Annotated in this window: 27 protein-coding genes; 10 read left to right on the plus strand and 17 right to left on the minus strand. The window is 42.8% G+C overall.

Going from position 1 to position 23,302, the window contains the following annotated elements:
• Positions 1 to 76 precede the first annotated feature (76 nt).
• Complete coding sequence (locus ACKTT2_RS37850; RefSeq protein ID WP_407896127.1) at positions 77 to 619, plus strand: hypothetical protein; 543 nt, start codon at positions 77 to 79, stop codon at positions 617 to 619.
• Positions 620 to 627: 8 nt separating this feature from the next.
• Here ACKTT2_RS37850 and ACKTT2_RS37855 read toward each other — a convergent pair whose 3' ends face one another.
• Positions 628 to 1,086 (minus strand): MarR family winged helix-turn-helix transcriptional regulator, encoded by a 459-nt coding sequence (locus ACKTT2_RS37855; RefSeq protein WP_407896128.1) that lies wholly within the window; start codon positions 1,084 to 1,086, stop codon positions 628 to 630.
• 358 nt (positions 1,087 to 1,444) lie between these two features.
• Between ACKTT2_RS37855 and ACKTT2_RS37860 the strand changes: the two genes are divergently transcribed.
• The 4 genes from ACKTT2_RS37860 (at position 1,445) to ACKTT2_RS37875 (ending at position 4,051) form a co-directional block, all read left to right on the plus strand.
• On the plus strand, positions 1,445 to 2,380 hold the full coding sequence (locus ACKTT2_RS37860; RefSeq protein WP_407896130.1) for an EamA family transporter: 936 nt from the start codon (positions 1,445 to 1,447) through the stop codon (positions 2,378 to 2,380).
• Positions 2,381 to 2,440: 60 nt separating this feature from the next.
• On the plus strand, positions 2,441 to 3,055 hold the full coding sequence (locus tag ACKTT2_RS37865; protein ID WP_407896132.1) for an FMN-dependent NADH-azoreductase: 615 nt from the start codon (positions 2,441 to 2,443) through the stop codon (positions 3,053 to 3,055).
• 127 nt (positions 3,056 to 3,182) lie between these two features.
• Positions 3,183 to 3,734 carry a DUF6036 family nucleotidyltransferase gene (locus tag ACKTT2_RS37870; protein WP_407896134.1) on the plus strand — a complete coding sequence of 184 codons (552 nt, stop codon included), beginning with the start codon at positions 3,183 to 3,185 and terminating at the stop codon, positions 3,732 to 3,734.
• Positions 3,731 to 4,051, plus strand: coding sequence for a hypothetical protein (locus ACKTT2_RS37875; RefSeq protein ID WP_407896136.1), 321 nt, complete (start codon positions 3,731 to 3,733; stop codon positions 4,049 to 4,051). Before ACKTT2_RS37870 ends, ACKTT2_RS37875 begins: the two co-directional genes overlap by 4 nt.
• A gap of 146 nt (positions 4,052 to 4,197) precedes the next feature.
• Here ACKTT2_RS37875 and ACKTT2_RS37880 read toward each other — a convergent pair whose 3' ends face one another.
• Together ACKTT2_RS37880 and ACKTT2_RS37885 are read right to left on the minus strand one after the other, a co-directional pair.
• On the minus strand, positions 4,198 to 4,872 hold the full coding sequence (locus ACKTT2_RS37880; protein ID WP_407896138.1) for a hypothetical protein: 675 nt from the start codon (positions 4,870 to 4,872) through the stop codon (positions 4,198 to 4,200).
• 45 nt (positions 4,873 to 4,917) lie between these two features.
• The gene (locus ACKTT2_RS37885) at positions 4,918 to 5,442 is read right to left on the minus strand and encodes a hypothetical protein (RefSeq protein WP_407896141.1); all 525 of its coding nucleotides are present in this window, start codon (positions 5,440 to 5,442) and stop codon (positions 4,918 to 4,920) included.
• A gap of 129 nt (positions 5,443 to 5,571) precedes the next feature.
• Here ACKTT2_RS37885 and ACKTT2_RS37890 point away from each other — a divergent pair, with 129 nt between their 5' ends.
• Both ACKTT2_RS37890 and ACKTT2_RS37895 read left to right on the plus strand, forming a co-directional pair.
• Positions 5,572 to 5,805: a hypothetical protein gene (locus ACKTT2_RS37890; RefSeq protein ID WP_407896144.1), complete on the plus strand. Its 234-nt coding sequence runs from the start codon at positions 5,572 to 5,574 to the stop codon at positions 5,803 to 5,805.
• A 209-nt stretch (positions 5,806 to 6,014) separates the two neighbouring features.
• Positions 6,015 to 6,632 (plus strand): type IV secretory system conjugative DNA transfer family protein, encoded by a 618-nt coding sequence (locus tag ACKTT2_RS37895; RefSeq protein ID WP_407896148.1) that lies wholly within the window; start codon positions 6,015 to 6,017, stop codon positions 6,630 to 6,632.
• On the opposite strand, the gene ACKTT2_RS37900 is transcribed toward ACKTT2_RS37895, so the two are convergent.
• The 8 genes from ACKTT2_RS37900 to ACKTT2_RS37935 form a co-directional block, all read right to left on the minus strand.
• Entirely contained in the window at positions 6,613 to 6,981 is a 369-nt protein-coding gene (locus tag ACKTT2_RS37900; RefSeq protein WP_407896151.1) for a hypothetical protein, read from the minus strand. The two genes, ACKTT2_RS37895 and ACKTT2_RS37900, sit on opposite strands and share 20 nt — an antisense overlap.
• A gap of 285 nt (positions 6,982 to 7,266) precedes the next feature.
• Complete coding sequence (locus ACKTT2_RS37905; RefSeq protein ID WP_407896153.1) at positions 7,267 to 7,389, minus strand: hypothetical protein; 123 nt, start codon at positions 7,387 to 7,389, stop codon at positions 7,267 to 7,269.
• A 33-nt stretch (positions 7,390 to 7,422) separates the two neighbouring features.
• Positions 7,423 to 7,572 (minus strand): hypothetical protein, encoded by a 150-nt coding sequence (locus ACKTT2_RS37910; RefSeq protein ID WP_407896155.1) that lies wholly within the window; start codon positions 7,570 to 7,572, stop codon positions 7,423 to 7,425.
• An 8-nt stretch (positions 7,573 to 7,580) separates the two neighbouring features.
• Positions 7,581 to 7,814 carry a hypothetical protein gene (locus ACKTT2_RS37915; protein ID WP_407896158.1) on the minus strand — a complete coding sequence of 78 codons (234 nt, stop codon included), beginning with the start codon at positions 7,812 to 7,814 and terminating at the stop codon, positions 7,581 to 7,583.
• Positions 7,815 to 8,550: 736 nt separating this feature from the next.
• Positions 8,551 to 11,817 (minus strand): efflux RND transporter permease subunit, encoded by a 3,267-nt coding sequence (locus ACKTT2_RS37920; protein WP_407896160.1) that lies wholly within the window; start codon positions 11,815 to 11,817, stop codon positions 8,551 to 8,553.
• Positions 11,818 to 11,944: 127 nt separating this feature from the next.
• Positions 11,945 to 13,174 carry an efflux RND transporter periplasmic adaptor subunit gene (locus ACKTT2_RS37925; RefSeq protein ID WP_407896163.1) on the minus strand — a complete coding sequence of 410 codons (1,230 nt, stop codon included), beginning with the start codon at positions 13,172 to 13,174 and terminating at the stop codon, positions 11,945 to 11,947.
• A 203-nt stretch (positions 13,175 to 13,377) separates the two neighbouring features.
• Complete coding sequence (locus ACKTT2_RS37930) at positions 13,378 to 13,977, minus strand: GUN4 domain-containing protein (RefSeq protein WP_407896165.1); 600 nt, start codon at positions 13,975 to 13,977, stop codon at positions 13,378 to 13,380.
• 193 nt (positions 13,978 to 14,170) lie between these two features.
• Entirely contained in the window at positions 14,171 to 14,308 is a 138-nt protein-coding gene (locus ACKTT2_RS37935) for a hypothetical protein (protein WP_407896167.1), read from the minus strand.
• Between the two features lie 403 nt (positions 14,309 to 14,711).
• Here ACKTT2_RS37935 and ACKTT2_RS37940 point away from each other — a divergent pair, with 403 nt between their 5' ends.
• Together ACKTT2_RS37940 and ACKTT2_RS37945 are read left to right on the plus strand one after the other, a co-directional pair.
• Positions 14,712 to 15,662 carry an aldo/keto reductase family protein gene (locus tag ACKTT2_RS37940; RefSeq protein ID WP_407896169.1) on the plus strand — a complete coding sequence of 317 codons (951 nt, stop codon included), beginning with the start codon at positions 14,712 to 14,714 and terminating at the stop codon, positions 15,660 to 15,662.
• 3 nt (positions 15,663 to 15,665) lie between these two features.
• Positions 15,666 to 16,406 (plus strand): SDR family NAD(P)-dependent oxidoreductase, encoded by a 741-nt coding sequence (locus ACKTT2_RS37945; RefSeq protein ID WP_407896171.1) that lies wholly within the window; start codon positions 15,666 to 15,668, stop codon positions 16,404 to 16,406.
• Here ACKTT2_RS37945 and ACKTT2_RS37950 read toward each other — a convergent pair.
• The gene (locus ACKTT2_RS37950; RefSeq protein WP_407896173.1) at positions 16,403 to 17,725 is read right to left on the minus strand and encodes a glycosyltransferase; all 1,323 of its coding nucleotides are present in this window, start codon (positions 17,723 to 17,725) and stop codon (positions 16,403 to 16,405) included. The genes ACKTT2_RS37945 and ACKTT2_RS37950 overlap by 4 nt on opposite strands.
• Before the next feature lie 131 nt (positions 17,726 to 17,856).
• Here ACKTT2_RS37950 and ACKTT2_RS37955 point away from each other — a divergent pair, with 131 nt between their 5' ends.
• Positions 17,857 to 18,507, plus strand: a complete 651-nt coding sequence (locus ACKTT2_RS37955; RefSeq protein ID WP_407896175.1) for a TetR/AcrR family transcriptional regulator — start codon at positions 17,857 to 17,859, stop codon at positions 18,505 to 18,507.
• Positions 18,508 to 18,759: 252 nt separating this feature from the next.
• On the opposite strand, the gene ACKTT2_RS37960 is transcribed toward ACKTT2_RS37955, so the two are convergent.
• The 5 genes from ACKTT2_RS37960 to ACKTT2_RS37980 all read right to left on the minus strand — a co-directional run bounded on the left by ACKTT2_RS37960 (position 18,760) and on the right by ACKTT2_RS37980 (position 23,182).
• The gene (locus ACKTT2_RS37960; RefSeq protein WP_407896177.1) at positions 18,760 to 19,182 is read right to left on the minus strand and encodes a YybH family protein; all 423 of its coding nucleotides are present in this window, start codon (positions 19,180 to 19,182) and stop codon (positions 18,760 to 18,762) included.
• Positions 19,179 to 20,213 (minus strand): NADP-dependent oxidoreductase, encoded by a 1,035-nt coding sequence (locus ACKTT2_RS37965; RefSeq protein ID WP_407896179.1) that lies wholly within the window; start codon positions 20,211 to 20,213, stop codon positions 19,179 to 19,181. Before ACKTT2_RS37965 ends, ACKTT2_RS37960 begins: the two co-directional genes overlap by 4 nt.
• A 134-nt stretch (positions 20,214 to 20,347) precedes the next feature.
• Positions 20,348 to 21,076: an SDR family oxidoreductase gene (locus ACKTT2_RS37970; RefSeq protein ID WP_407896181.1), complete on the minus strand. Its 729-nt coding sequence runs from the start codon at positions 21,074 to 21,076 to the stop codon at positions 20,348 to 20,350.
• A 288-nt stretch (positions 21,077 to 21,364) separates the two neighbouring features.
• Complete coding sequence (locus ACKTT2_RS37975) at positions 21,365 to 22,267, minus strand: helix-turn-helix domain-containing protein (protein WP_407896183.1); 903 nt, start codon at positions 22,265 to 22,267, stop codon at positions 21,365 to 21,367.
• A 351-nt stretch (positions 22,268 to 22,618) separates the two neighbouring features.
• A complete protein-coding gene (locus tag ACKTT2_RS37980) occupies positions 22,619 to 23,182 on the minus strand; it encodes a pentapeptide repeat-containing protein (RefSeq protein WP_407896185.1) in 564 nt (187 codons plus the stop codon).
• Positions 23,183 to 23,302: the final 120 nt, after the last annotated feature.

Genomic DNA, 23,302 nt, shown 5'->3' on the forward strand with positions numbered 1-23,302 from the left:
TAAAAAGGGGGGCTATGCGTAAGTCCTACAAAGGTGGTGATGAACAGCATTGGATAGGTTCTGTAGAGTAAAAAGTATGGCGAATGAAAGAATAGAACAAACAAGTCATGACACAACTATCACCGCTACCGTTGAGACTAATTTGAGTCAAGCGCTCGACCTCATTCTTAATGAAAATACGAGAGTTTTGAAAACTCTTAACTATGGAGCGATCGCGCAATTGATTCAAGCCATCCTTAATACCAAGCGTATTTTTGTTGAAGGGGAAGGGCGCAGTGGATTCGCTATTCGGATGGCTGCTATGCGACTTATGCATCTGGGGCTTCAAGATTATGTGGTTGGCGAAACCACAACGCCTTCAATTGAGAAAGGCGATCTCTTGATTGCGTGTTCTGGATCGGGTAGGCTGCTTGTTCGCAGTAAGCTGCTGTTGCCAGGGCTGTTGCGATCGCTTTCCCATCCAAGTCTACTGTCTCCCGGCTCCAGGTATCGAGCAAGTCTGCCACTACCCGACGAAAATGCTCAACAAGTGCTAGAACTGTTAATCGAAACAGCTTTGGAAAATGGCGAATCTCTTCCAAATCCAAAAACGTTAGGGCAGTCCTTCCAAATAGTATAGTGCCGTCTCTACCTGTGAGTGGAGTTTTCTCCAAGAATTTTTTTTAGTGCTTGCTGCATGACTTTGACTTCTTCATCACTCAGTCGCTCGCCAAAATATTCTGCAATTCCTTCAGAGTAAATAGCCCACATTTTCTCTTGCATTGCTGCACCCGCTTCAGTTAAGACAGCAAAAGTACCCCGGCGATCGCTAGGACAGGATTGACGCTGCAATAATGCATTTTTTTCCAAGCGATCGAGCAAACGGGTGAGATTACTCCGGCTCAACAGCACTCGCTCTGCCAGTTCGCTTAATCGTAAACGCCGATCGGGAGCTTCTTTGAGTTCCCACAGCACATCATACCATTCCAACGGCGGCAGGTCGGCAGCTGATAGTTTGTCTTGAATCTTCTCGACCACTTGGATTTGAGCACTCAGAAACAGTCGCCAAGTGGAGTTTCGCATTTCGTCTAATCGCTGCTTTGCCATCGGTGGATTTTGGATTTTAGATGCGTGGATTTTGGATTGAGATAGTCTTGACTGAATCGATCTCCCAACCATCTTTCAAATGGGTGTCAAAAGAATTTCTCCAAAAGTAGTTGCAATTTCAATTATTGCATACTACTATAAATTTAGTTTTAAATGCAATTATTGCAAATGCAATTATAGCTGAAGAGTTTGCGATCGAGAAGGAGCGAGGTAAGAAGATAAGCAGCAGTTAAAATTTCAACTATCAAATATTAAACTACACACGGGCATAAATTGCGCTTTGCCGTGGATCGCAATATCCAATCCAAAATCTAAAATCTAAAATCCAAAATGAATAAAAACTACCTTTGAGGCTAAAATGATGGGAATAAAATCGCCTCATGTACCCTGGAAATCTCGTTTTAGAATCAGCCAGTTTTCGCCTCATCTCATCGGGCTTTTGGCAATGCTCTTGACTGTTGTTGCTTGGGCGATCGCGGCAAATGTTGCCAACCGCTTATTCCTTGCAGGCGTGCAACCATTTGAGTTGGCGGGAGCAAGCGCAACGATCGCCACCTTTGGACTTGCTATTCTGGATAGCTTATTTGGTCGCTCTCACGCTAGACCGCTCGACCGTCAACAATTTGCCCTGGGACTGATTCTGGTTGGCTTAGTCGGTGCCGATTACTTGGCGATTCAACGCCTACCTGTGGCTGTTGCGATCGTGCTGCTGTTTACCGCTCCTATTCTGGTGGTTCTATGGACTGCGCTGACTTCCCGATGTTTGCCTTCTCGCCCTGTTCTGGTGGCGCTGAGTCTCTCAATTGTTGGCATAATGCTTGTTTCTAATTTACTCGTCAGCAAAGAACTTGTAGACTGGTTTGGGATTCTGGTGGGATTGAGCACAGCGGTCTTTTTTGCAGCTTACATTGTGCTGAGCGAGCAGGTGAGTGCATCTCGGGAAACGATTGGCGTGATGTTGAAAGTGTTTGCGATCGCCAGTCTTTTTTGGATTGCCTATCAATTGACTCAAGGAATTCCCTGGAGGCTTTTTGCACCGGAGAATATCCTCAGCGTTTTTTATGTTGGTTTGGCAGGTAATTTGCTGCCTTATTTGCTGTTCTTTTGGTGTATCCAGCGAGTTCAGGCAGAACGGGCGGCGATCGCTGCCACGCTAGAACCTTTCGTAGCGGGTGTATTGGCATGGGTTTGGTTCGGTCAAACCCTGAGCCTAATGCAGATTTTGGGTGGATTTCTGATAGTTGCAGCCATTACCTGGATGCAGTTTCAAACCGTAAAAGAACCCAACATCTGAGGATATCCAGCGCTACTAGGTAATTAAATTCAACACAATCTATTTGGAGGAAGGGATTATATGGTTCGTATTTTACAGATTGATACTAGTCCTCGTTATGAATACTCCCATTCGCGGACGCTGGCTCAAGAATTTATGGAAAAGTGGAGCAGTCATCATTCTGAAACACAAATCTTCCACAGAGATTTAGGGTTAAATCCTGTACCTTATATTGATGCAACTTGGGTGAAGGCAAAGTTTACAGTGTCAGACCAATACACGCCAGAGTTAGCAGCAGCTATCAAACTCTCAGATACATTAATCGATGAGTTTTTGGCTGCCGATCGCTACGTTCTATCTACCCCCATGTATAACTTCAGCATTCCGGCTGTTCTCAAATCCTACATTGATTACATCGTCCGTCCCAGACGCACTTTTACAATCGATGACAACGGGTTCAAGGGGTTAGTCAACCACAAAAAGATGCTAGTTATTACGGCTCGCGGCAGCGATTTTCGCCCCGGTTCTGCGTTTGCTTCCCAGGATTTCCAAGAACCTTTTTTGAGAACTGTATTTAACTTCATTGGTATTACAGATATTCAGTTCATCCATGCCAATGCACTCAACTCCGATCTGCGAGAGCAATCTTTAGCAGAAGCCAGAACTGCAATTCAAGATTTGGCACCTTTCTGGTAAAGTTCTTTTCCGTGCGATAATTGTTCCCTGTAAAAGCGCCTGCTATTTGTCTATACACTTATTATAGAGGTCGTTCGAAGATCGGCTTTGCCAACACTGGTTAAGGAAGCGAATCACGGCAAAAAATATGCGTCCAAATGTTAACTCTGAGAAGATAGAGCGACTTATGCAAGCTTTGGGTAGAGAAGCTGAAGGTTCGGGATGCATTTACTTTACAGGTGGTGCTAGTGCCCTACTGATTGGATGGCGTAATTCCACGGTTGATGTTGATATTCGTCTAGACCCTGAACCCCCAGGTATTTTTCAAGCAATTGCCAAAATCAAACAAGAATTGAACATCAATATCGAACTGGCTTCCCCTCAGGATTTCTTACCTCCTCTTCCAGGGTGGCGCGATCGAAGCGTATTCATTGGCAAACGAGGTAAAATCTCGTTTTACCATTATGACTTCACAGCCCAAGCCCTTTCTAAACTATCCAGAGGATTTGACCGTGACCGAGACGATGTTCAAGCCATGTACGCGCAGAGATTATTTTCCTTGAGAGAGTTACGTGATTGCTTTGAAGCCATTGCACCCGAATTAATCCGATTCCCTTCTCTCGCTCCTGATATGCTTAGAAGCAGGGTCGAGAACTTTATCGAGCGAAATGAAGGTAAACCAGAGGAAGGTCAATCATGAATCTAGAGGAGTTGCCAGGAGCAGAGTTAATCATATCAGGAATAGACGATCTTCATAATGGCAAGACGAATACAGTTGCATCTTTGTTAGTTGCGATCGCAGCAACGCGCTTAACCGAAGCAGGCTTAGACATCCCAAAAGATCGTCTAGCCCCAGAGCCTGAACTGACCTTGTATGCCCGTCTTCTTCATGAGCGCTCCGATGCCTACTCTTACTACAATGCTTTGCTTTCTAGGCTCAATAGCTTTTGCAATGCACTTGAATTCAGTTATAAATATGGGGCGTCTAACAATCCCAATACACCGGGACAAAATTAAGCCAACTGTGTCACTGACTCAGGATTCAGTTTTGAGTTGCTAGACTGAACAGCAGTAAACTGTCCTTTGGTACAGGTCTCGCACCTAAAACTAGAGACTGGCAATTCCCCGCTTCAGTGCAACAATCACCGCTTGTATCCTATATCTTAAGTACTTGATAGAAACTGACTGTACTCTAAAGCAATGATTTGATTAGGTGCAAGTACACCACCCACAGTTACGACTTCCAATGTTCCCACCACTTCTGGGTACTGGGTGCGTACCATCGCAACAGTACCCTCTAAGTTAGCTGCTTGAGCGATGTACAGTTTCTCACTTGTTGTCAACACCCAAATAGGATTTGGCCAAGTATGGTGCGGTTGAAGTACCGATTTATGAATCGCTTGGCGTGTAAACTGAAGAATTTGTGTAATAGAAATTTCAGGTAAAAACTTGCCTAACTCAGAGTAAAACAGTTGTTGGAGACAATGTTTAGGAATATGTTCAACTAGAGAGGTATCGTTTACAGGTTGATTTGTAGTTACTATATCTACTCCCATAACTAATGATTCGATTCTTCGGCTAACTTGAGAGATAATCAAGTCAAAGTCGCTTTCAGTCAGAACGTGTCCTAAGTGTTCCCTGAGTAAATTTCTGAGATTATTATCGTTGATGTTGATGCTGCGATTCTCTAGATACGCTGAAAAGTTATTACCTACCATCTGACCACAGCTCACTTCACCGTTAGCAGCATCCTCAGCAGCGACAAATTCTATCAACTGTTGATGTTTTGCTACATCATCCATTGTAGAGTCTGATGGCGAAGGGATGGATTGAGTCATGAATCTCTCCTTAAGGTTTCAAAATAAACAAGGTTATCTGGTTCGTCAGGATCGGAACCGTAATCGAGGAGTCCTACTTTTAGCTTTCTGTAAAATCCTAACGCACGCTTGTAGAGCATGGAGTCCAATACGCCCCTGGTATCCTAACTCATAGCTACGAGCAATAGTAAAATGAATGAGGTTGCTACCCACGCCTTTATATGTAGGAGGGTTATTGATGGCGGGACGATTCCAAGGGGCTGTTGCTAACGCACTTACGTATACCAATCTTCGTCTAAGTTGGGATTGAATTTGACAACGTTTTTTCAAAACATCAATAAGCATCAAGCCTTGAGTCATACCTTCACATTCGATGGCATAGAGTTCATCTCCCGGCAAAAGTTTTGCCATTCGGCTTTTGACTTCCCAATTCCAGTACTCATCCTCTTTCCCCGTACCTGTAAGTTCAGGTTCCCAAAATGTTTTGGCGTCAGAGAGATGTTTGTCAGTTACAGGGGTAAGGATAGCATCAACTATCTGGTTATCACACACCTGTAGCAGTTGGATAGGGCGGTTAAAATTTGTAACCACAATCTTGGAACTGTTTAATAATTAAAAAACAATTCTGCCATAGCTGTTGAATTAAAGAGCCAAAACAACACTAAAGCCTCACAAACAACATCAACTCAAAGTCAGACTACACTTCAGCAAACTCAGGACTTGACAAATCAGCAAAAATTAGAGCAACTGAAAGCAAATCCTCCTCAACAGCAGCACAAGCAACTAACTCCAAATCAGCAGAAATTGGAGCAACTGAAAGCAAATCCTTCTCAACAGCAGCAGAAGCAGCTAACTCCAAATCAGCAGAAGCTAGAGCAACTCAAGCAGCAATCTCCTCGTTCATCGTCGCCGAATCAATCATTGAGTACACCCTCTACTCCTTCTCCTAGTTGAGAAAAGCGCCCACTTAAAACAAGCAGTATACAAATGAAAATTTTCATTTGTATCTCAACGTAAAAGATAAAAATCAGAAATTTTTAGCTCCTGAAAATATATATATTAGTTTATGAAAAGATAAAAAAACAGCAATTTCTTTGTCCGAAGAAGTAATAAAAGATGCTATTGATGTTATTTGTTCAGTCATTAATTAGGAGTTATTAATAGTGGATAAATCCATATTACAGTTGTACCTGAAAACTTTATGTTTTGTAATAAATATTTTATTTCAGGTATTTAAATTTGTCAGTACTTCTGTCAACAGTAAAAATATTTTGATTCTCAGTCCTAAAGAGTCACTGAAGCCAGGTGTGGGATATCAAGAACTTTTTGATTACTCGCAAACAGCAAGCAAACAAGAAGTTAGCCATTTTGTTACAGGTGACGAAAAAAATGGTGATGTTTGGCTGGGAAGGTACTTAACCTTCAGAAGTAGTAAAGCATTGATAAGTGCAGATATTTGGCTTCCCAACGAATTTTTACATCAGCACGTTCTGATTGTTGGTGCGCCTGGTTCAGGTAAAACAGAGTTTTTGCTGAAATCCGCACAGAACTTGATGCTAAAAGGAAACTTAGTTTGCGTTGATGCTGCTGGTTTTTTGGGTGATAGATTTGCTGGTTTAGCAAGCAGTGCAGGGTCAAAGTTAGTTTGTTGGGATCTAAGTACAACTCGAAACCGAGGAGTTTGGAACTTTTTGGAGGAGTTGGAAAAGTTTGGTCGGGAGAAAGAAATTAGGGCGATCGCAGAGGCGATTTACGGCAACTTTAGCGAAACAGACCTTTGAATATTCCACTTATGTTTGAAGACCCAGAGGTTATTTCTTCAATAATATCTGCAATTAACCAAGGTGCTGCTCCTTTCCTCGTTTCTGCTATGGGTTGAGGTAAACAATTCCAAGGTACCGAGCAAAGTATATTTATTAGTACATATTGTTGCCGTTCGTCATATAAATAAATTTCTCCAATTCTATATTCAATAATTGCACCAGCTTGGAGCATATTATCACTTACTACTCCTCTAAACATGGTTGGATTATCACGAGCATAGTCTAACAACTCAAACGACTTAGATATACAATCTCCAAATGTAGTTCCTAAAGGATTGCGTCTATCTCTACTGTAAAATTCTATCAAATAATTTTGTATTTTATCTTACCAATATAATAGATTGCTAATTACCCTTCTATCAGCATAGTTTACGTAAGAAAATTGATTTCTTGTCATTTCAGTATATTCGGAGAATATCAATATAGATTTTACTATATTTAACAATCCCGACTTAACAGCAATTGTCCATCCGGTAATCTATATAATCCTTGTGGCTCCATGATTGGGTCGCCTTTTTTCCAAGTCCGCGATGTTGGTTCAACATAACGTACATCACAAGTTGTATAGGCGGAAATTAATATATCATCTGGATTATTGCGTAAAGCACCAGAACCTTGCTAATTCAGCTAAAATATCTTCTGTTTCATAAGGTAACTCGAAGTAAGAACGAAAAGTGTAACTAGTTCCTTCTTGCAAAATTTTGGGTTTAGACATAATCAATCCAACATACAGCTATAAGAAAGCGTCCTAACTGTCTTTAGAGCGGCGTCTCAGTCCCTTAGAGAAGTAAGCTAGTAAAAATGCTGTCATCCCCATCATTCCTAAATTCCAGTTTGCTGTAGTCAGAACTGTTGTAACAATGATTAACAATAAAATTAAAATATATTTAACCTTCATGTGTATATTCACTCATCTTCTCTTTGCGATTTAAGCTCTCGCACGCACTCTTGTGCAACACCTACAACTAGTCCTACGCTAGCACCAATTATGGCATATCTGTTGTGCAAGTCTTGGTAGTACTGACCTTCAAATTTCAATTCGTTAAAATTACGCTGACCAATTTGAGCAGCAGCCAAGCCTATTACCGAGCCTATGCAAGCAGTTACGACACCTGAGAAAATGACCAGTTTAATATTCATAATTTTCTCCTATTGCGATGATTACACTTTCCATTCACCACGTCTCTCAATTCCCTGTTTCTGGTTGGGAATACAGAGAGGCGGAGCCTCTCAAGGAGGCATTCCTAGGCTGAGCCTCGGAACGAGAAATAAAAAAGCACTAGTGGTGCAAAAAGAAATTGTAGAACAGATATACAACGGTGATTGTAAATAAAATGTGATTGATCCAATCATCTGCATTCCATTTCTTAAACATTTTTGTTACTTTTATTTATAAAGGTTTTTCCTGACAGTATTGTACATTAAATTTTTTCTTTAGAACGATGGACTTTACGATTGATAATATTGACTAAATGTAAAGTGATACAAATCTTGAAATTTATATAGAGAAAAAAAGAAATTGATTTAGAACTTAGGCAATCTCAAGGCTTTTTGGGAATTTCACACGTTGTCGATCCCCCCATTTCCCCTTAAAAAGCTACCGTGTACACACAAGTCTGAAGTAACTAATGGACTGAAGTTTAAGCGTTGTTTTTACCCCACCCTAACCCTCCCCTTGGAAAGGGGAGGGAACTAAAAATTCCATTTCCCCCCTTTCCAAGGGGGGACTAAGGGGGGTAAATTAAGTTGTGTGTACACCGTAGCCTTAAAAAGGGGGGCTTTGCGTAAGTCTTATGATTATTCACCCCATACTTGAAAGTAGGGGACTTACTGGTCACTGGTCACTGGTCACTGGTCGCCGATCGCCGATCGCTGCTCACTCTTCGGTTGATACTCCACGAAACGCTGGGAGTACTTGTTCTTTTGGTTGCTGAGGTGTATCTGATGGCTGTCCCGATCTTGGTGGCTTATCGGACTTACCTGATTTCAAGAAGCGATCTTCTAGGTTTTTGATAACAACATACAAGACTGGAACTAAAAACAAACTTAAGACTGTTGAAATCAAATAACCACCAAACAGTGCAGTTCCTAAAGCCCATCGACTCATTGCTCCAGCGCCAGAAGCTATCACTAATGGCCAAAATCCTACTAAGCCTGCAAAAGCAGTCATTAGAATTGGTCGCAAGCGTTCTTCACAAGCGCGGATTGCAGCTCTGGTATAGTTCATTCCTAGCTCTGCTGACTGGTTGGCAAATTCGACAATCAGAATTGCGTTTTTACTTGCTAGACCAATCAGCATGACCAACGCTACTTGAGCATACATATTATTATTTAGCGTAGGCCAAACACCACCTTGCTGGAAAATATTGGCGCGGAACACGATCGCACCAAGTGCGCCCAAGATTGCCAAAGGTACGGTAATCATGATGATAGTTGGATCGACGTAGCTTTCGTACTGCGCCGCTAACACCAAGAAAACCATAACAAAGGCTAAGCCAAAAATAATTGGTGCTGCTCCACTAGAAGATCTCTCCTGAAAAGCAGTTCCAGTCCAAGCAAAACCAAATCCTGGTTGCAAAACTTGGTTGGCTACTTCTTCCATTGCTTGGATTGCTTGTCCTGTACTGTATCCTGGTGCGGGAGCACCTTGAATTTTAATTGATGGATAAACGTTAAAGTGAGTGACAACAGGCGGATAGGTTAATCTTTCCATCTGCACCAAAGTGCTCAATTGGACGAGATTACCATCCTGAGAGCGCACGTATAGACGACTGACATCATCAGGATTAGACCGAAGTGTCCCCTCCGCCTGAGCATAAACTCGGTACAAGCGCCCACCTAGTACATATTGGTTAACATAGCTTGCACCCAGATAGGTTTGCATGGTGCTGAAAATATCACTCACTCGGACATTCTGTGCTTTGGCTTGGTTGCGATCGATGGAGATCTGCATCATTGGGGTATTGAAGGTGAACTGGGTAAAGACACCTCCTAGTTCCGGTCTCTTCTGGGCTGCGGCGATCGTCTTTTGGGTGTTGTCGATCAGTGCTTCCATGGGAAGGGCTTGTCTGTTTTGGATGTACATCTCAAAACCACCCGTACTTCCCAAACCATCTACTGGTGGAGCGTTGACAGCGATCGCTACCGCCCCAGGGATTTTTTCTCGCAACCCTTTATTGATTTTTTGCAAAATGCCAAAGACGGAATGCTCGGAACCATGACGTTCTTCCCAATCTTTCAGCTTGACGAAAAACAGTGTTTTGTTACTGGCGTTCCCCTCAAAACCAAAACCAGCATTACCAACAACGTGCTCAACTTCTGGTAGTGGTAGCACGACCTCCTCAGTAATTTTCTTAACTAAATCGACACTGTAGTTGAGAGACACTCCTGGTGGAGATTCAACAATTGTGAAAAAATAACCCTGATCTTCTTCAGGTATAAATCCCTGGGGAGTCGTTTGGTATATCCAACCCGTTGCTAGTAAACCCGCAATAAATATTGGAATCACGAGCCACCAAATCCGGATCAGGAATTCTACGATTTTGACGTATCCCCCCTTAAACCAATCAAACACCCGGTTAAACCACCGGAAAAATACACCTAAAGGACCATGAACTTCCTGTTGTCGCCGCATAATAATGGCGGACATACTGGGAGAGAAGCTAAGGGCGTTGAAGGTGGAAATGGCAATGGAGAAAGCGATAATCAGCGCAAATTGCTTGTAAACGATACCCGTTGTCCCTGGAAAGAAAGTTACGGGGATAAATACTGCCATCAGTACTACCGATGTCGCAATAATTGCTCCGGTCAGTTCTTCCATTGCATCTAGAGCTGCTTGTAGGGGTTTCATCCCCTGTTCGAGTTTAGCTGCGATCGCTTCCACGACAACGATCCCATCATCCACCACCAAGCCTGTTGCCAAGATGATACCAAATATCGTTAACTGATTTAAGGTAAACCCAAGCACGTAAGCAATTGCCATCGCTCCAATCAGCGATACGGGAATGGCGAGGGCGGGAATAATTGTGGTGCGCCAATCCTGCAAAAAGATAAAGATGACAAGGAACACCAGAGCGATCGCTTCCAACAGGGTTTTAAAGGCTTCATCTAAAGAAGCTCCTACAAACAAAGTATTATCTAAACCAATCGTCGCCTTTAATCCTGGTGGAAAATTCGTTTGTAGCTCTGCCATTTTTGTTTTAATAGCTTTAGCTGTATTCCAAGCATTTGTGCCGGGTAATTGGTAAGCTAACAAAATCACAGATGGCGAACCGTCAAACAGAGTTGTTGCGTTGTAATTTTCCGCTCCTACTTCGGCTCGACCTACATCTTTTAATCGAATGAGCGTACCATCCTGACCGACTTTAACCACAATGTCCTCAGCTTCCGCAGGAGTGGTAAATCGACCGTTGGCTCGCAAAGCAATTTCATATTGCTGCTCGATTGGGGTGGGCTGTTGACCAATTCTCCCCGCCCCCACCTGGATATTTTGTTCGTTAATAGCGCTAATGACATCCTGTGATGTCAAATTTCTAGCAGCAAGGGCTTCGGGGTCGAGCCAGATACGCATGGCGTATTTACGTTCCCCCACTATTCTGATCGAACCTACACCCTCAATCCGTTTGATTTCATCAAAGATTTGTCGGTCAACATAGTTACTTAAAAAGATATTATCGTAGATGAATTTTCCGTTCTGGTCTTTTTCCGAATAGAAAGCATAAGCAAGCGTGATCGTTGGAGACTGCTTCTGCGTAGTCACACCAATACGGTTGACTTCCTCTGGTAAATTTGGTTCTGCGACCGCTACATTATTTTGGACGAGAACTTGAGCAGTGTTTCTATCCATCTCCGTAGGAAAGGAGACGTTAATAGTAGCATTGCCATCATTCGTCGTCTGCGAGGACATATACACGACCCGTTCCGTACCGTTGATTTCCCGCTCTAGCACGGTGGTAACGTTTTCTTCTGCTGTTTTGGCATCAGTACCCAAATAGTTAGCAGTTACAGTCACCTGCTTGAGAGCCATTTCTGGTAGCTTATCCAACGGGAGCAGGGGAATACAGATTCCTCCAACTAAGAGAATAAGTACAGTACAAACTGTAGTAAAAACAGGTCGCCTGATGAAAATATCCGCAATACTCATAGGATTAGGGATTAGGGATTGGGGAACTCGGGGCCCCCTCTGGGGATAAGGGGCAATGGGGATTGGGGATTGGGGGTTAGAGAATTAATCGGTCACTGGTCACTGGTCACTGGTCACTGGTCACTGGTCACTGACCACTGATTGGAGCGCCATCTTTTAAGGTAAGAATTTGGGTGACTGCAATTCGATCGCCCGGTCTGACGCCATTAACAACTTGGTAGCTTTGACCCTGAATGGCTCCGAGTTGGACTGGTTGACGCCGTACAGTTTGTTTTGAACCTTTTTTCTGAGCTACAAAAACAAAGCTCTGTGCTCCAAGGTTGGATACAGCTACCGTAGGAATCAAAATACCCGAACGTTTATTCCAAATCACTCTTGCGCGGACAAATTGTCCTTCTCGTAAATTTTTGCCTGAGTTGGAAAAGCGGGCTTTGGTTAAGATAGCTTGAGCACCTGTTTCTACTTCTGGCGAGATAAAGTTGATATTTCCAGTACTTAAGGGTTTTCTTGTTTTGGCATCTACAAGCTCTACTGGTAACCCCCGTCGCAGGTCTGAGGAACGATTGCTGGGGATTGAAATTCGCAAGTAAAGATTGTCATTTTGAGTAATAGTGGTTAGGGTTTGACCGATGTTAACAACGTCTCCTACCTTAACTGGGAAGTCTCCTACGTCCCCAGTAATCGGTGCTAGTACTTGTTTAAATTGAACAGACACGCGAGCAGCTGCTGTCTCAGCCTCAGATTGTCGGACGTTAGCTTCTGCTTGATTGACGCTGGCTTTCGCTGCTCCTACTTGCTCTTGAGTGGCGCGAAGTGTTGCTAGTGCTGTGTTTAAGTTTCTTTGAGCTATGTCTAACTGCTGTTTTGCTTGCACTCCTTCAGCAACCAACTTCTGCGCCCTTTGGAACTCAACTTTTTGTAGGTCTACATCGGCTGCATCTCTAAGTTGTTGTGCTTCTGCTGCTTTGAGTTGCGATCGCGCTGTCATATAAGCGGATTTGACTGAGTTAACTCTAGCCATAGCACTCACTAATTCTGGTTGGGTACGATCTGGTCGCAGTAGCACAATTGGCGTTCCTTGCTCGACGCGATCGCCTGACGAAACCGGAATTGATTCTATCCGACCTTCAATCTCTGGTCGCAACGAGACTCTTTGCTGAGCTTCTAACCTACCTACAAATTCCGAGACATCTTGTAGTGTCGTTGACTGTAATGACTGCAATTTAACTGGTATTGGTGGGGGTTCGCTGGCTGTAGCTTTGGGTTTATTTTGACTACAGGCGCTTGTCAAGATGGAAGCAAGAAGAACTGGAAATAAAACTTTATACGCAAATAGAGAGTTGGATTCTTTAAACATATTCTGACCTCTAAAGAATTTCAACTGAGGCAAAGTTAGTCATGACTCAAAACCCGTTTTTAAATTCCAAATGACCAGTAGTGACGTATTCGGTTCTAGTCCCTAACTTTATTAATGAAATTACTGGTCACTGGTCACTGGTCACTGGTCACTGGTCACTGATTACTGATTACTGGTCACTGGTCACTGATTACTGGTCACTGTTAGATACTGCAAACTAACAGACGATTGAAGAAATAATTTGTCATTTTTGAACCAAAAGGAGAATTCCACCACCGTGAAGGATGACAGCCAATTGGTGCAGTCAATGTATAGTCCAAATCATCGCACTTTTTCCATTGATTATCCTCACGCCATCCCACATGCTCGCCAAATAGCTCAATCATTTTATTATCTTGATTAATAGTGGTATCAAGCGAACCACCAACGCTTTGGTAAATTTGTATTTGTACGCTGAAACCAAAGCGACCTTGACTGTATTTTGTCCATAAGTTGTCTATCACTCGCAGTTCATCACAGGGAAATTGCCTCATATCATCTGGAGTGATGTCTCCCAATTCGGGTTCTCCCGTTATTGTCTGGATAACTCGAATAGTCTCCCAGTCTGCTTCTCTGAAGTTTCCTGTTATTAACAGTTCTTGTAGCTTTTTGTATTTGTGGACATCGGCAACTAGTAGGAAATTATCTTCCGATTTAGTAATGCGATCGCTAATATTTGATAACAGCTGATTAAATTGCTGTAGCTGCACTTCTATCGCAGTTAAGCGAGTCGTGACTTCTGATTCATGGACTTCATTAGACATTGATTCCTCTCAAAAAAGGAGATTTTCAACTGAACTTGTAAATACTGTGTAATTTGTTTTCGAGGAGACGAGTTTGCACTCCTTAAAGTGCTGAGGATAATTGCAGCCGGAACATTAAATAATGCTAAGAAAGCTACATTATTATAATGACTCACTCAATCTATAGTACGCTCTACAGTGGCTTGCTGTAAATTCATCTAAAAGCAGAGGACTGAGCCAAGCATTCTTGAGGTCTGGTACGAGCAGGAGCTACAGATTTATTTGTGAACGGAGTTCTAATGTTGTTACCTCCCAAGGTTTTGACTTTTGTGCCATTAAGATATCTTGCCATGAATTTGCTCAAAAGCGTCTACTCTAAATGAAAGTTGAAGTGACTGCTTCTTTGTTTCCGTAACCGAACTTATAGCTTGTTTTTCAAGTATTAGAGCCGATTTTCTGCTTTTCCGTTATTTCCAGTTGTTGAGTTTGTCATAAATCTCTGACATAACGAGTTTGCTTATACGAAGACCTGTTGAAGATTTGCTTCTCTCCACATGGCTCTTCTGTCTACCCCATATCTCGAAATAATTTATTTCCAGGCAATTCTTACTGCAAGAATCTACTTTTTATCGCAAGAATGTACAAGACAATCCATGTGAAATAGTCTATTCTTAAAAAACTCTAATTTGTGAGGCGCGTGGTTATGTAACAATGCCAGTAACCATCAAAGTCAGCAATCTGTTGGAGAAAGGGGCATGGAATATCGAAAACTTGGCAATAGCGAGCTAAATGTTTCTGAAATTAGTTTGGGCTCGTGGCTCACTTATGCAGGAGGTGTCGCTCGCCAAGAAGCTGAGGCTTGCGTTCGTAAGGCATTTGAAGTAGGTATTAACTTTTTAGATACTGCCAATGTTTATGGTACTGGTGCGGCTGAAAAGTTCTTAGGTGATGTGCTTCAAGGTATCGATCGCTCTTCTTACGTCCTCGCCACCAAAGTCTTTTTCCCCATGTCACCCACAGATAGTGGGCTATCTGCTGCTCAAATTTCCAAGCAGATAGATGCATCTTTACAACGGTTGCAAACCGACTACGTTGACCTCTACCAATGCCATCGTTATGACGTGAATACACCACTTGAGGAAACGATGGAGGCTTTGACGGAAGTCGTGCGTCAAGGTAAAGCACGTTACATAGGGTTTAGTGAGTGGAATCCATCTCAAATAAAAGCTGCGTTGGCTCTTCCAAATGTCGAAAGGTTTGTTTCGAGTCAACCTCAATATTCTATGTTGTGGCGCAAACCTGAATCTGAGGTCTTTCCACTTTGTGCTGCTAATGGTATTGGTCAAATTGTTTGGTCTCCATTGGCTCAAGGTGTTCTCACAGGTAAATATCAACCGGGACAACCACCTCCTCAAGACTCTCGTGCAGCTAGTGAGAAGATGGGTGTCTTTTTTAGTGAGAGGTTGCGAAGCGATCGCGTTTTAAGTGCCGTGCAACAATTAAAATCAATAGCAGCTAAGATAGGATTATCAATGCCTCAGTTAGCTTTAGCCTGGGTGTTGCGAGATGCTCGTGTTTCATCTGCGATTATTGGTGCAAGTCGCCCAGAGCAAGTGGTTGATAATGCAGGTGCATCGGGCGTAAAGCTAACTGATGAGGTGTTAAAGGCAATTGATGAAGTGCTTGCGCCAGCTGTTCAAGATTAGGAAATGTATAATCTCTACACAACTGGTAAAACCATTGCTATGAACAAAAAAAAATACGCACTTGTGACGGGGGGTAACAAAGGGATTGGGTTTGCTATCTGCAAGGGATTGCTGAATGCAGGATTTGAAGTGATTCTAGCAGCGCGATCGCTCTCCAAAGCACAAGATGCAGTTGAAGAATTATCTTCACCCTCCAATGTCAGACCTGTTGTTCTTGAAGTCACGGATGATAACTCCATTCACCAAGCTGTTCAAGAGTTATCTCAACACATCAACCATTTAGACGTGCTTGTCAACAATGCAGCTATTTATCCTGATGAAGGAGTGAATATTCTCAACATTTCTCGCGATTTGCTCGATCGCACCCTAAACACCAACACCTTGGGTCCCATTAGTATCGTTCAAGCCTTCTTGCCTTTATTGGAAAAAGCATCTAGTGCAAGAATTATTAATGTATCAAGTGGATATGGAGAGATAAGCGGTCTTTCGGCAGAAGTACCTAGTTATTGCTTATCCAAATTAGCACTTAACGGTGCTACAATTATGCTTGCTGAAGCTTTAAGACCAAAAAGAATTGCTGTTTACGCTATGTGTCCTGGTTGGGTGAGAACTGATATGGGTGGTGCTTCCGCTCCAAGGTCGCCAGAAAAAGGAGCGGATACTGCTATTTGGCTAGCGACAGAAGCTTCATTGAGTCAAAGTGGTAAGTATTTTCGCGATCGCAAAGAAATTTCGTATTGTTAAAGTAGGCGCAAAGCTGACTGATTCAACACAGGTTGTTTTGTGGCTGCTAGCTTTTCTAACAGTTCTACCGCAATGACAAGAGAATTGTATCGTTGAATTTCCTGTTTCATCTGCTGTACTTTTTGTTTGTAGCTTGGTGATGCCAAAATGGTTTTAACAGCATCACGAATCCGAGCGGGAGTTGGCGTATTGGTTTTGAGATTAATTCCTGTCCCTGACCACTCCACTCTCGCACAAATTTCCGGCTTCTCTTCGGTCTGTCCCGCCGTCACCATTGGTACACCATTTGCTAAAGCAGTTTGTACTCCATTGAAGCCTGCATTTGTAACCATTACATCCACCTGTGGCAACAGATGAGTATAGGAAATAAAGGGTTCAATGCGAGTATTCGCAGGCATCGGATTGAGATTAAGGGCTTCAATTGGTTGTCCTCCTGTTGTCGCGATCGTCAACATCTCTTCATCAGCTAATGCTTGAATAGTTGGCACAAGTAAATCAGTGGTTTTAGTAGCGATCGTCCCTTGGGTCACAAAAATAACTGGCTGACCCGTGTTGAGGTCTTTCCACCAAATAGGAGGAGTAAAATCTGGTGGTGCGGGCGGAATCAATGTACCTATGAAGTGAACTTGAGGAGGCAGATCGCTGCGAGGATATTCAAACGAAGGAGTGGTGCCTTGTAGGTAAAGAAATGGGGATAATGCTGCGCTAAAGAAATCTTGTCCTTTTGTAGAGAGTCTGACACTCTGCCGCACGTTATCGAGATGAACTGTGACATCTCTCATCAAAACGTTTGTTGAGAACCAATTCAAAGCCCGATTCCGAACTCGCCCCAATGGTGAATCATTTGGTAGCAAGCCCAATCCAAACGGCGCTGTATCTCGACTCCTAAATGGTAAAGCTGACATCCCAAAAGCTGCCCAAGGTAATCCTGTTTTTTCAGACAACCACGACATCCCCAAAAAAAATACATCACACAGCAGCACATCGGCTGGAAATTCTTGCAGGATATCCGTTAAATCCTCTAGCTGCGTGGCTGCTGCATCAATAAAACCATGCTTGAGATAAAACTTAAACTGAGCCACGCCTTTTAATGCGTCTTTTCGGGCAAGCCATTGAGCTGGAATTGTTTCTGGTAGTGTGAAATCAATACCGCGACAGATCGGTACATGACGCGATCCCGTTGCTTCTACTTTCTCTTTCAATCCTGCTCCGGTATACCACCAAACTTCGTGTCCTTGCTGCACCAGTTGCCGAGCGATAGGTAGAGCTGGATTCACGTGTCCAGCCGCCGCAATCGTGCCAATGAGGAATCGAGCCATGATTCAGTTATGAATTAAACGTTTATTTCATAAGCATCAGTGATGAGAGGTTAGATTGTCAAGTATGAATTAAACGTTTATTTCAATCTCAAGTACTATAGAATACAGTTGCTTGCTCGCGCTTAAGATCTATGAACAGCTCCGAAAAGACATCATCCCGTTCTAAATCGACTCGAATCACTCGTGACGCAGAAGCAACAAAGCTACAGATTCTAGATGCGGCTGAAATTGAGTTTGCACAGCACGGCTTACACGGGACGCGGGTTGATGCGATCGCAGAACGTGCAGGAGTTGCCCCGCGCATGATTTACTACTACTTTGAGAATAAAGACGGTTTATATCAAGCTGTTTTACAGCGTCCTGCAACTTTGCTTCACAATGTTTTCCGCGAACTTAACTTAGATCGATTGCCACCCGAACGAGCGTTAAGTTCGCTGATTCGAGCCACAATTGAATATGAGACATCCAATCGCTGTAGAGGAATGCTACTGTTTCAAGAAGCGATTCAGAATCAAGGAAAGTACTTCAAATTGACTAACTGGCAAGAGCCGATTAGCCTGTTAGCAGCAATTTTGGAACGTGGAATGCAATTAGGAATATTTAGACAAATTGATGTTCAGATGACAACGCTCAACATTATTGGAGTTTGCACGGTTTACGCGAATGCTTATGAAAATGTGAAACACTTAGATCCCGAACAAGACTTTCTCAGTCAGGAGATGATTGAGCGATATACACAGGCAGCAACTCAACTGGTTTTAAGTGGTGTTCAAAGGAAGTAATGTTGCAAATCTCTCACCGATGACTTTGATACTGCTATTTGGCTAGCGACCGAAGCTTTATTGAGCCAAAGTGGGAAATATTTCCGCGATGCAAAAAAATTTCTTATTGTTAAAGTAAACGCAAAGTGGATAGTAGTGTGTGGAGTAACGTTAATGATGCACGAAAAGCCGAGTTTGTAAAGTGAGAATAGGAAACACGAGGTATAGTCAAAGTGGATGACACCGAGTGACTGCTTAGAGCTTTGTAAAAACTTATCTGACAGGGTTAGATATGTGCTCGTGGATAATACGCCATTGTCCTTCTCGGTTTTCCCAAACCTGCGTTGCATGAGCCGTAATCTCAACAGGTTCTTGAGCGGTGGTCGTTCCTGTACCATGCCAAATCAAAGCAGCAACAGCGATTTTGTCTCCTGGCAAAATCAGAACATCTCCCACTGGCTCAATTTGCCATTGCGCTAGGGTTGCCATAAAAGGCTTCCAGATTGCCTCAAAAGTTTGCCATCCTTGAATGCAAGTTGTTTGTGGTGAGAGCGTGTCAAAGGCGAGCAGTCGTTCATCTGGCCAGTAGAGATTGTTTAAGCCAGAAAAGTCAAACGGTTTATTACCTGGACTGAATGCTGCAAGCCAATCAATAGTACGTTGTTTGATTTCTGTTTCTTGTAGAATTTCATTCATACTTCATCCCCTACTTTCACGAGCATTTTGCCGACATTAGCTCCGCGAAAAAGACCTAGAAAAGCTTGCGGTGCATTTTCCAGACCCTCAATTTCCGTCTCAAGGAGTTTGAGTTTTCCTTGGTTAATCCAATAAGCCATTTGAGCAATACCTGCTGGGAAAAACTCAGCATAGCTGTAACCCACAAATGATTCCAGCCGCAGTTGATTCATGTGAATAGGCCAAATATTCACTAACCAACCACCATCAGGGTCGTCATAAGTAGAAATTTGACCGCATTCAATTATTCTTGCGGGATGGTGCATAGTCCACATCACTGTCTGGCTTGTCTGTCCGCCGACGTTATCAAAGTACACATCGGGACCGTTGGGACAGGCGGCACTGATCTCTTCTACGAGTTGCTTAGATTTGTAATTTAATGCCAAATCAAATCCTAAATCCCGTTGTAGCATCTGAATTTTTTCTTCGGAGCCAGCTAACCCGATAACTCTTGCACCCAGTAACTTAGCAATTTGTCCAGCCGCACTGCCAATTGCTCCAGCCGCACCAGAGATCAGAACGGTTTCACCACGCTTAAGGCGGGCAACTTCAACCATCCCGAAATAAGCGTTCATACCTGGCATCCCTAGAATGCCAACCGCATGGGAAAGTTTTTTAATATTTGGGTTGACCTGACGCAAGCCCTTGCCTTCACTTAGCTCACCCAAACCATCCGAAACGGAAAAATCCTGCCATGCTATTAAGCCTTCGACTAAATCCCCTGGCTGGAATAGTGAATGCTTAGACTCAATGACCTTTGCTACCCCATTGGAAACAATGGGTTGTCCTAATGGAAATTGTGGGTAGTAGTAGCCCTCGATCCCTGTCATGCATCCACGCATATAAGGGTCTACAGAGAGATACAAAGTTTTCAGTAACACCTCTCCTTGTTGAGGCGTAGGAATGTCACAACTTTGTAATTTAAAGTTCTTTTCAGTTGGATTAACACCATTAGCGTATTCTGTAAGAACAATGCTCCGATTGATTGCCATATGCTTAATCTCTTGAGTAGTTAATTTCTAATGAATTAGTGATGACTTTTCTGTTAGATGTAATAGCCTTCACTTGCTTCGATGACTTGCCCAGTAACGAACCCAGCATCAGCTGATGCTAAAAACAAAAGCTTTTACTCAACTGTTTGCAGCAAAGCGCCACCATTCACCGGAATTGTGATACCTGTTATGTAGCTGCTTTGGAGTACGTGAAGGTAGATAGGAGCCACGTCGTCAATCGTTGCGACTCGACCAATAGGCAATTGTTTTCCCACCCGCTCGAAGAGTTGCTGGCGTTCTTCATCGACCATCCCAGCCCACATCGGCGAGTCAATGTAGTAAGGAGCAACGACATTCACCCGTACAGGAGCAAGTTCTTTAGCCAGTGACTCAGCTAGCAAGCTCACACCAGCGTTAGCAGCAACCGTCGCAATTGCTTGATGCGGACGAGGACCCGATCCAGATGTAAAAGTTAAGGAACCACCACTGGACTTGATTCTAGGTCCGCCGTAACGACCAACGTAAAACTGTCCCCAAAACTTGCTTTCCATAGCGTTTCGAGCAGTTGCAATGTCGGTAGTGAGAACGCCTCCGCCCATGCTATCGCCAGCAAAATTGAGTAAGTGGTCAATATCATTTAGATTAGCGAAGAAATCTTTTACTGAGTTTTCATCCAATGTATTAATAATTCCAATTTGCACATCGCTATTAATTTCATGTGCTGCTTTCTCTAAGCGATCGCGAGAGCGGCTAGCAAGAGTCAGTTTGGCACCAGCAGCAGCTACAAGTTTAGCAACGGCAAGTCCAACTCCAGAACTCCCACCAATAATGACAATGTTTTGGTTTTCGAGTGTAACGTTCATTATTATCTTCTGGTGTCTATATTTGTGTTGATGACGAAAATGCTGTACTGTCTTTGCAGTAACGTTTATTTACACTCCTTCAGATTACAAACGGCACACTGCTGCGGTCTTTCAAATTTCTGCTCGTTTTTACAGATTTCTGATGCAATCTTTATTTCGGTTTAATCAAGTGGCAGGTTTGCTACAGCGTTTTAATGATTTCATTTATATGCAGTAAGCCGAAGCTATCTGAAGACTACACCGACCAGACTATGAAGCGGTTTGAGCAGTCTAGTTGACAGGAGTAGCTTATGAGGCTTGTCTGTAGGATTTAGGTGTCACACCAGTTAGCTGACGGAAGACTGTGGTAAAATGCCCTTGACTAGAGAAGCCAAGTTCTAGGGAAATCTCGGTCAGTGGCAAGTTGGTATTAGACAATAAGTTCTTAGCTCGCATAATTCGTTGCTGTGTCAAGTATTTGTGTGGTGGAATTCCGGTTGATTGTTTAAAGGCACGGGCAAAGTGGCTAGAGCTAACTTCAACCGCGTTAGCAAGATCGGTAAGCGAAATTGTTTGGTCGAGATGGTCATTGATGTAGTCAATCGCACGTTGCAATTGGCGTGGCGACAATCCGCCAGAATAAACTTGAGTATGGGACGGAGAAGCAGAGTAGTTTTTGACTAGATGAAATGCTAAGGCGTTAGCGAGCGATTCAGCATAAAGTCGGTTAGTTAATCCTCCCTGTTCCACTTCACTCATAAGCGCCAGCGCAATATGCTCAATTAAAGGATCGCGCACGTCAAAGCGCATAACCATCTCTATCCGCCCGGTAGGCATAGACTCATCAGCGATACGAGTGATTAACTGTGGCTCGATAGCAACAAGAATAAATTCTGCTCGCTCTTCCCATTGGGGTTTAACAGAGTTCCTAAAAGGATTAATGGTGATGTCACCAGGAGCGAAAATTGCTCTCTTCGTTCGACCTTCAGCTGTCCATTCTAAAGTTGCCGAATTACCATAGTGGACAGTTACTAGGTGTCCAGGGGCGATTGTCTCGTGGGCGTCAATAGCTGAATCTACATTGTGTTCGACAACTATGCCATTCCACGCTGCCTTGCTACTCGATAAAGTTGTTAAGTAAGGTTTAATCTGGGAACACTGGCTTACCGTTGTTGATTCAATGTTTTGTGAGATTTCCGAGACCTTTTTCATTACTCCCCTTCCCCCGCTAATAAGATTGCCAAAAATGTCTTACAAAGAAGCCTATTATACTACAATAAAAATTAATTTTATCAAGGAAAAAGTAAATTGCTTGGCAGGAAAACTAAAATAGAATACAAATAATATTAAACTCTTTACTGAATCGATCGCACAATCCTTTTACCTACTTTATTAGCTAAAATAATCTACATCTTTCTGTATATATAAAAAATTTTGTCAAGCATATTCTTGTTCTATTTTAATGCGTTTGCCATAAAGTAACTCCGCCTAATTACTCTGAGTAATTAGGCGGAGTTGGCATAATAATTAGCGCTTATTTCTCACTGTGGCTACTAAGTTAAATTACTGAATGGCAAATCCTTGAGGTCTCACCACATCCTCTAGATCGGCTCCTTGGAGATTGGCTCCCAATATATTCGCATCTGTTAAATTTGCCTTCTCTAAGTCCGCATCAAAGAGGTTTGCGCTTGCTAAATTTGCACCCATTATGTTTGCCTTACCTAAATCTGCTCCTTGTAAATTTGCACCTTGCAAGTTTGTTCCTTGTAAATTTGCTCTTTCTAAATCAGCATCTTGTAGGTTTGCATTTTCTAAATTGGCAGCTTGCAGGTTTGTATCTTTCAGCTTTGCTCCAATTAGATTGCACCCTACACATTCGTTGGTTTCTAGTAAATGTCTAACGTTTGCTGCTACAGATGTGACTGGTGCTGGTGTAAATTGTGTGGTTGTAGTTGGTGTTTGTGTTTGAGCGCTAGCACTTGGCTGCTCGAACAATGAAAAGGTAACTACAAGTACTAAAAAGACTACTGTTACAAGCCAGTTTATTGATTTTTGGGAATTAAATTTATTCATTTTTCCTTCCAAGGCTTTGGTTTTATACAAGCCACTACTAAACTTCTTATTCATTACTTTAAAAAAGTCGTTTGATAAAATCAAACATTATTTTTATTCAAATTTATAAATTCAAGTGATTAAAAGCATTTTGATATAGAGAAAGTACTTACAGCGCTTTGCATCTGAATGAGG

Origin of the sequence: Scytonema hankhaensis NUACC26 (assembly GCF_045865695.1) — a bacterium.
Classification (GTDB): domain Bacteria; phylum Cyanobacteriota; class Cyanobacteriia; order Cyanobacteriales; family Nostocaceae; genus Scytonema.

Excerpts from the sequence above, each read along its gene's own strand:
- ACKTT2_RS37850 (WP_407896127.1), top strand. The coding sequence starts at position 77 with ATGGCGAATGAAAGAATAGAACAAACAAGTCATGACACAACTATCACC.
- ACKTT2_RS37855 (WP_407896128.1), bottom strand. The coding sequence starts at position 1,086 with ATGGCAAAGCAGCGATTAGACGAAATGCGAAACTCCACTTGGCGACTG.
- ACKTT2_RS37860 (WP_407896130.1), top strand. The coding sequence starts at position 1,445 with ATGATGGGAATAAAATCGCCTCATGTACCCTGGAAATCTCGTTTTAGA.
- ACKTT2_RS37865 (WP_407896132.1), top strand. The coding sequence starts at position 2,441 with ATGGTTCGTATTTTACAGATTGATACTAGTCCTCGTTATGAATACTCC.
- ACKTT2_RS37870 (WP_407896134.1), top strand. The coding sequence starts at position 3,183 with ATGCGTCCAAATGTTAACTCTGAGAAGATAGAGCGACTTATGCAAGCT.
- ACKTT2_RS37875 (WP_407896136.1), top strand. The coding sequence starts at position 3,731 with ATGAATCTAGAGGAGTTGCCAGGAGCAGAGTTAATCATATCAGGAATA.
- ACKTT2_RS37880 (WP_407896138.1), bottom strand. The coding sequence starts at position 4,872 with ATGACTCAATCCATCCCTTCGCCATCAGACTCTACAATGGATGATGTA.
- ACKTT2_RS37905 (WP_407896153.1), bottom strand. The coding sequence starts at position 7,389 with ATGTCTAAACCCAAAATTTTGCAAGAAGGAACTAGTTACACTTTTCGT.
- ACKTT2_RS37910 (WP_407896155.1), bottom strand. The coding sequence starts at position 7,572 with ATGAAGGTTAAATATATTTTAATTTTATTGTTAATCATTGTTACAACA.
- ACKTT2_RS37915 (WP_407896158.1), bottom strand. The coding sequence starts at position 7,814 with ATGAATATTAAACTGGTCATTTTCTCAGGTGTCGTAACTGCTTGCATA.
- ACKTT2_RS37920 (WP_407896160.1), bottom strand. The coding sequence starts at position 11,817 with ATGAGTATTGCGGATATTTTCATCAGGCGACCTGTTTTTACTACAGTT.
- ACKTT2_RS37925 (WP_407896163.1), bottom strand. The coding sequence starts at position 13,174 with ATGTTTAAAGAATCCAACTCTCTATTTGCGTATAAAGTTTTATTTCCA.
- ACKTT2_RS37930 (WP_407896165.1), bottom strand. The coding sequence starts at position 13,977 with ATGTCTAATGAAGTCCATGAATCAGAAGTCACGACTCGCTTAACTGCG.
- ACKTT2_RS37935 (WP_407896167.1), bottom strand. The coding sequence starts at position 14,308 with ATGGCAAGATATCTTAATGGCACAAAAGTCAAAACCTTGGGAGGTAAC.
- ACKTT2_RS37940 (WP_407896169.1), top strand. The coding sequence starts at position 14,712 with ATGGAATATCGAAAACTTGGCAATAGCGAGCTAAATGTTTCTGAAATT.
- ACKTT2_RS37945 (WP_407896171.1), top strand. The coding sequence starts at position 15,666 with ATGTATAATCTCTACACAACTGGTAAAACCATTGCTATGAACAAAAAA.
- ACKTT2_RS37950 (WP_407896173.1), bottom strand. The coding sequence starts at position 17,725 with ATGGCTCGATTCCTCATTGGCACGATTGCGGCGGCTGGACACGTGAAT.
- ACKTT2_RS37955 (WP_407896175.1), top strand. The coding sequence starts at position 17,857 with ATGAACAGCTCCGAAAAGACATCATCCCGTTCTAAATCGACTCGAATC.
- ACKTT2_RS37960 (WP_407896177.1), bottom strand. The coding sequence starts at position 19,182 with ATGAATGAAATTCTACAAGAAACAGAAATCAAACAACGTACTATTGAT.
- ACKTT2_RS37965 (WP_407896179.1), bottom strand. The coding sequence starts at position 20,213 with ATGGCAATCAATCGGAGCATTGTTCTTACAGAATACGCTAATGGTGTT.
- ACKTT2_RS37970 (WP_407896181.1), bottom strand. The coding sequence starts at position 21,076 with ATGAACGTTACACTCGAAAACCAAAACATTGTCATTATTGGTGGGAGT.
- ACKTT2_RS37975 (WP_407896183.1), bottom strand. The coding sequence starts at position 22,267 with ATGAAAAAGGTCTCGGAAATCTCACAAAACATTGAATCAACAACGGTA.
- ACKTT2_RS37980 (WP_407896185.1), bottom strand. The coding sequence starts at position 23,182 with ATGAATAAGAAGTTTAGTAGTGGCTTGTATAAAACCAAAGCCTTGGAA.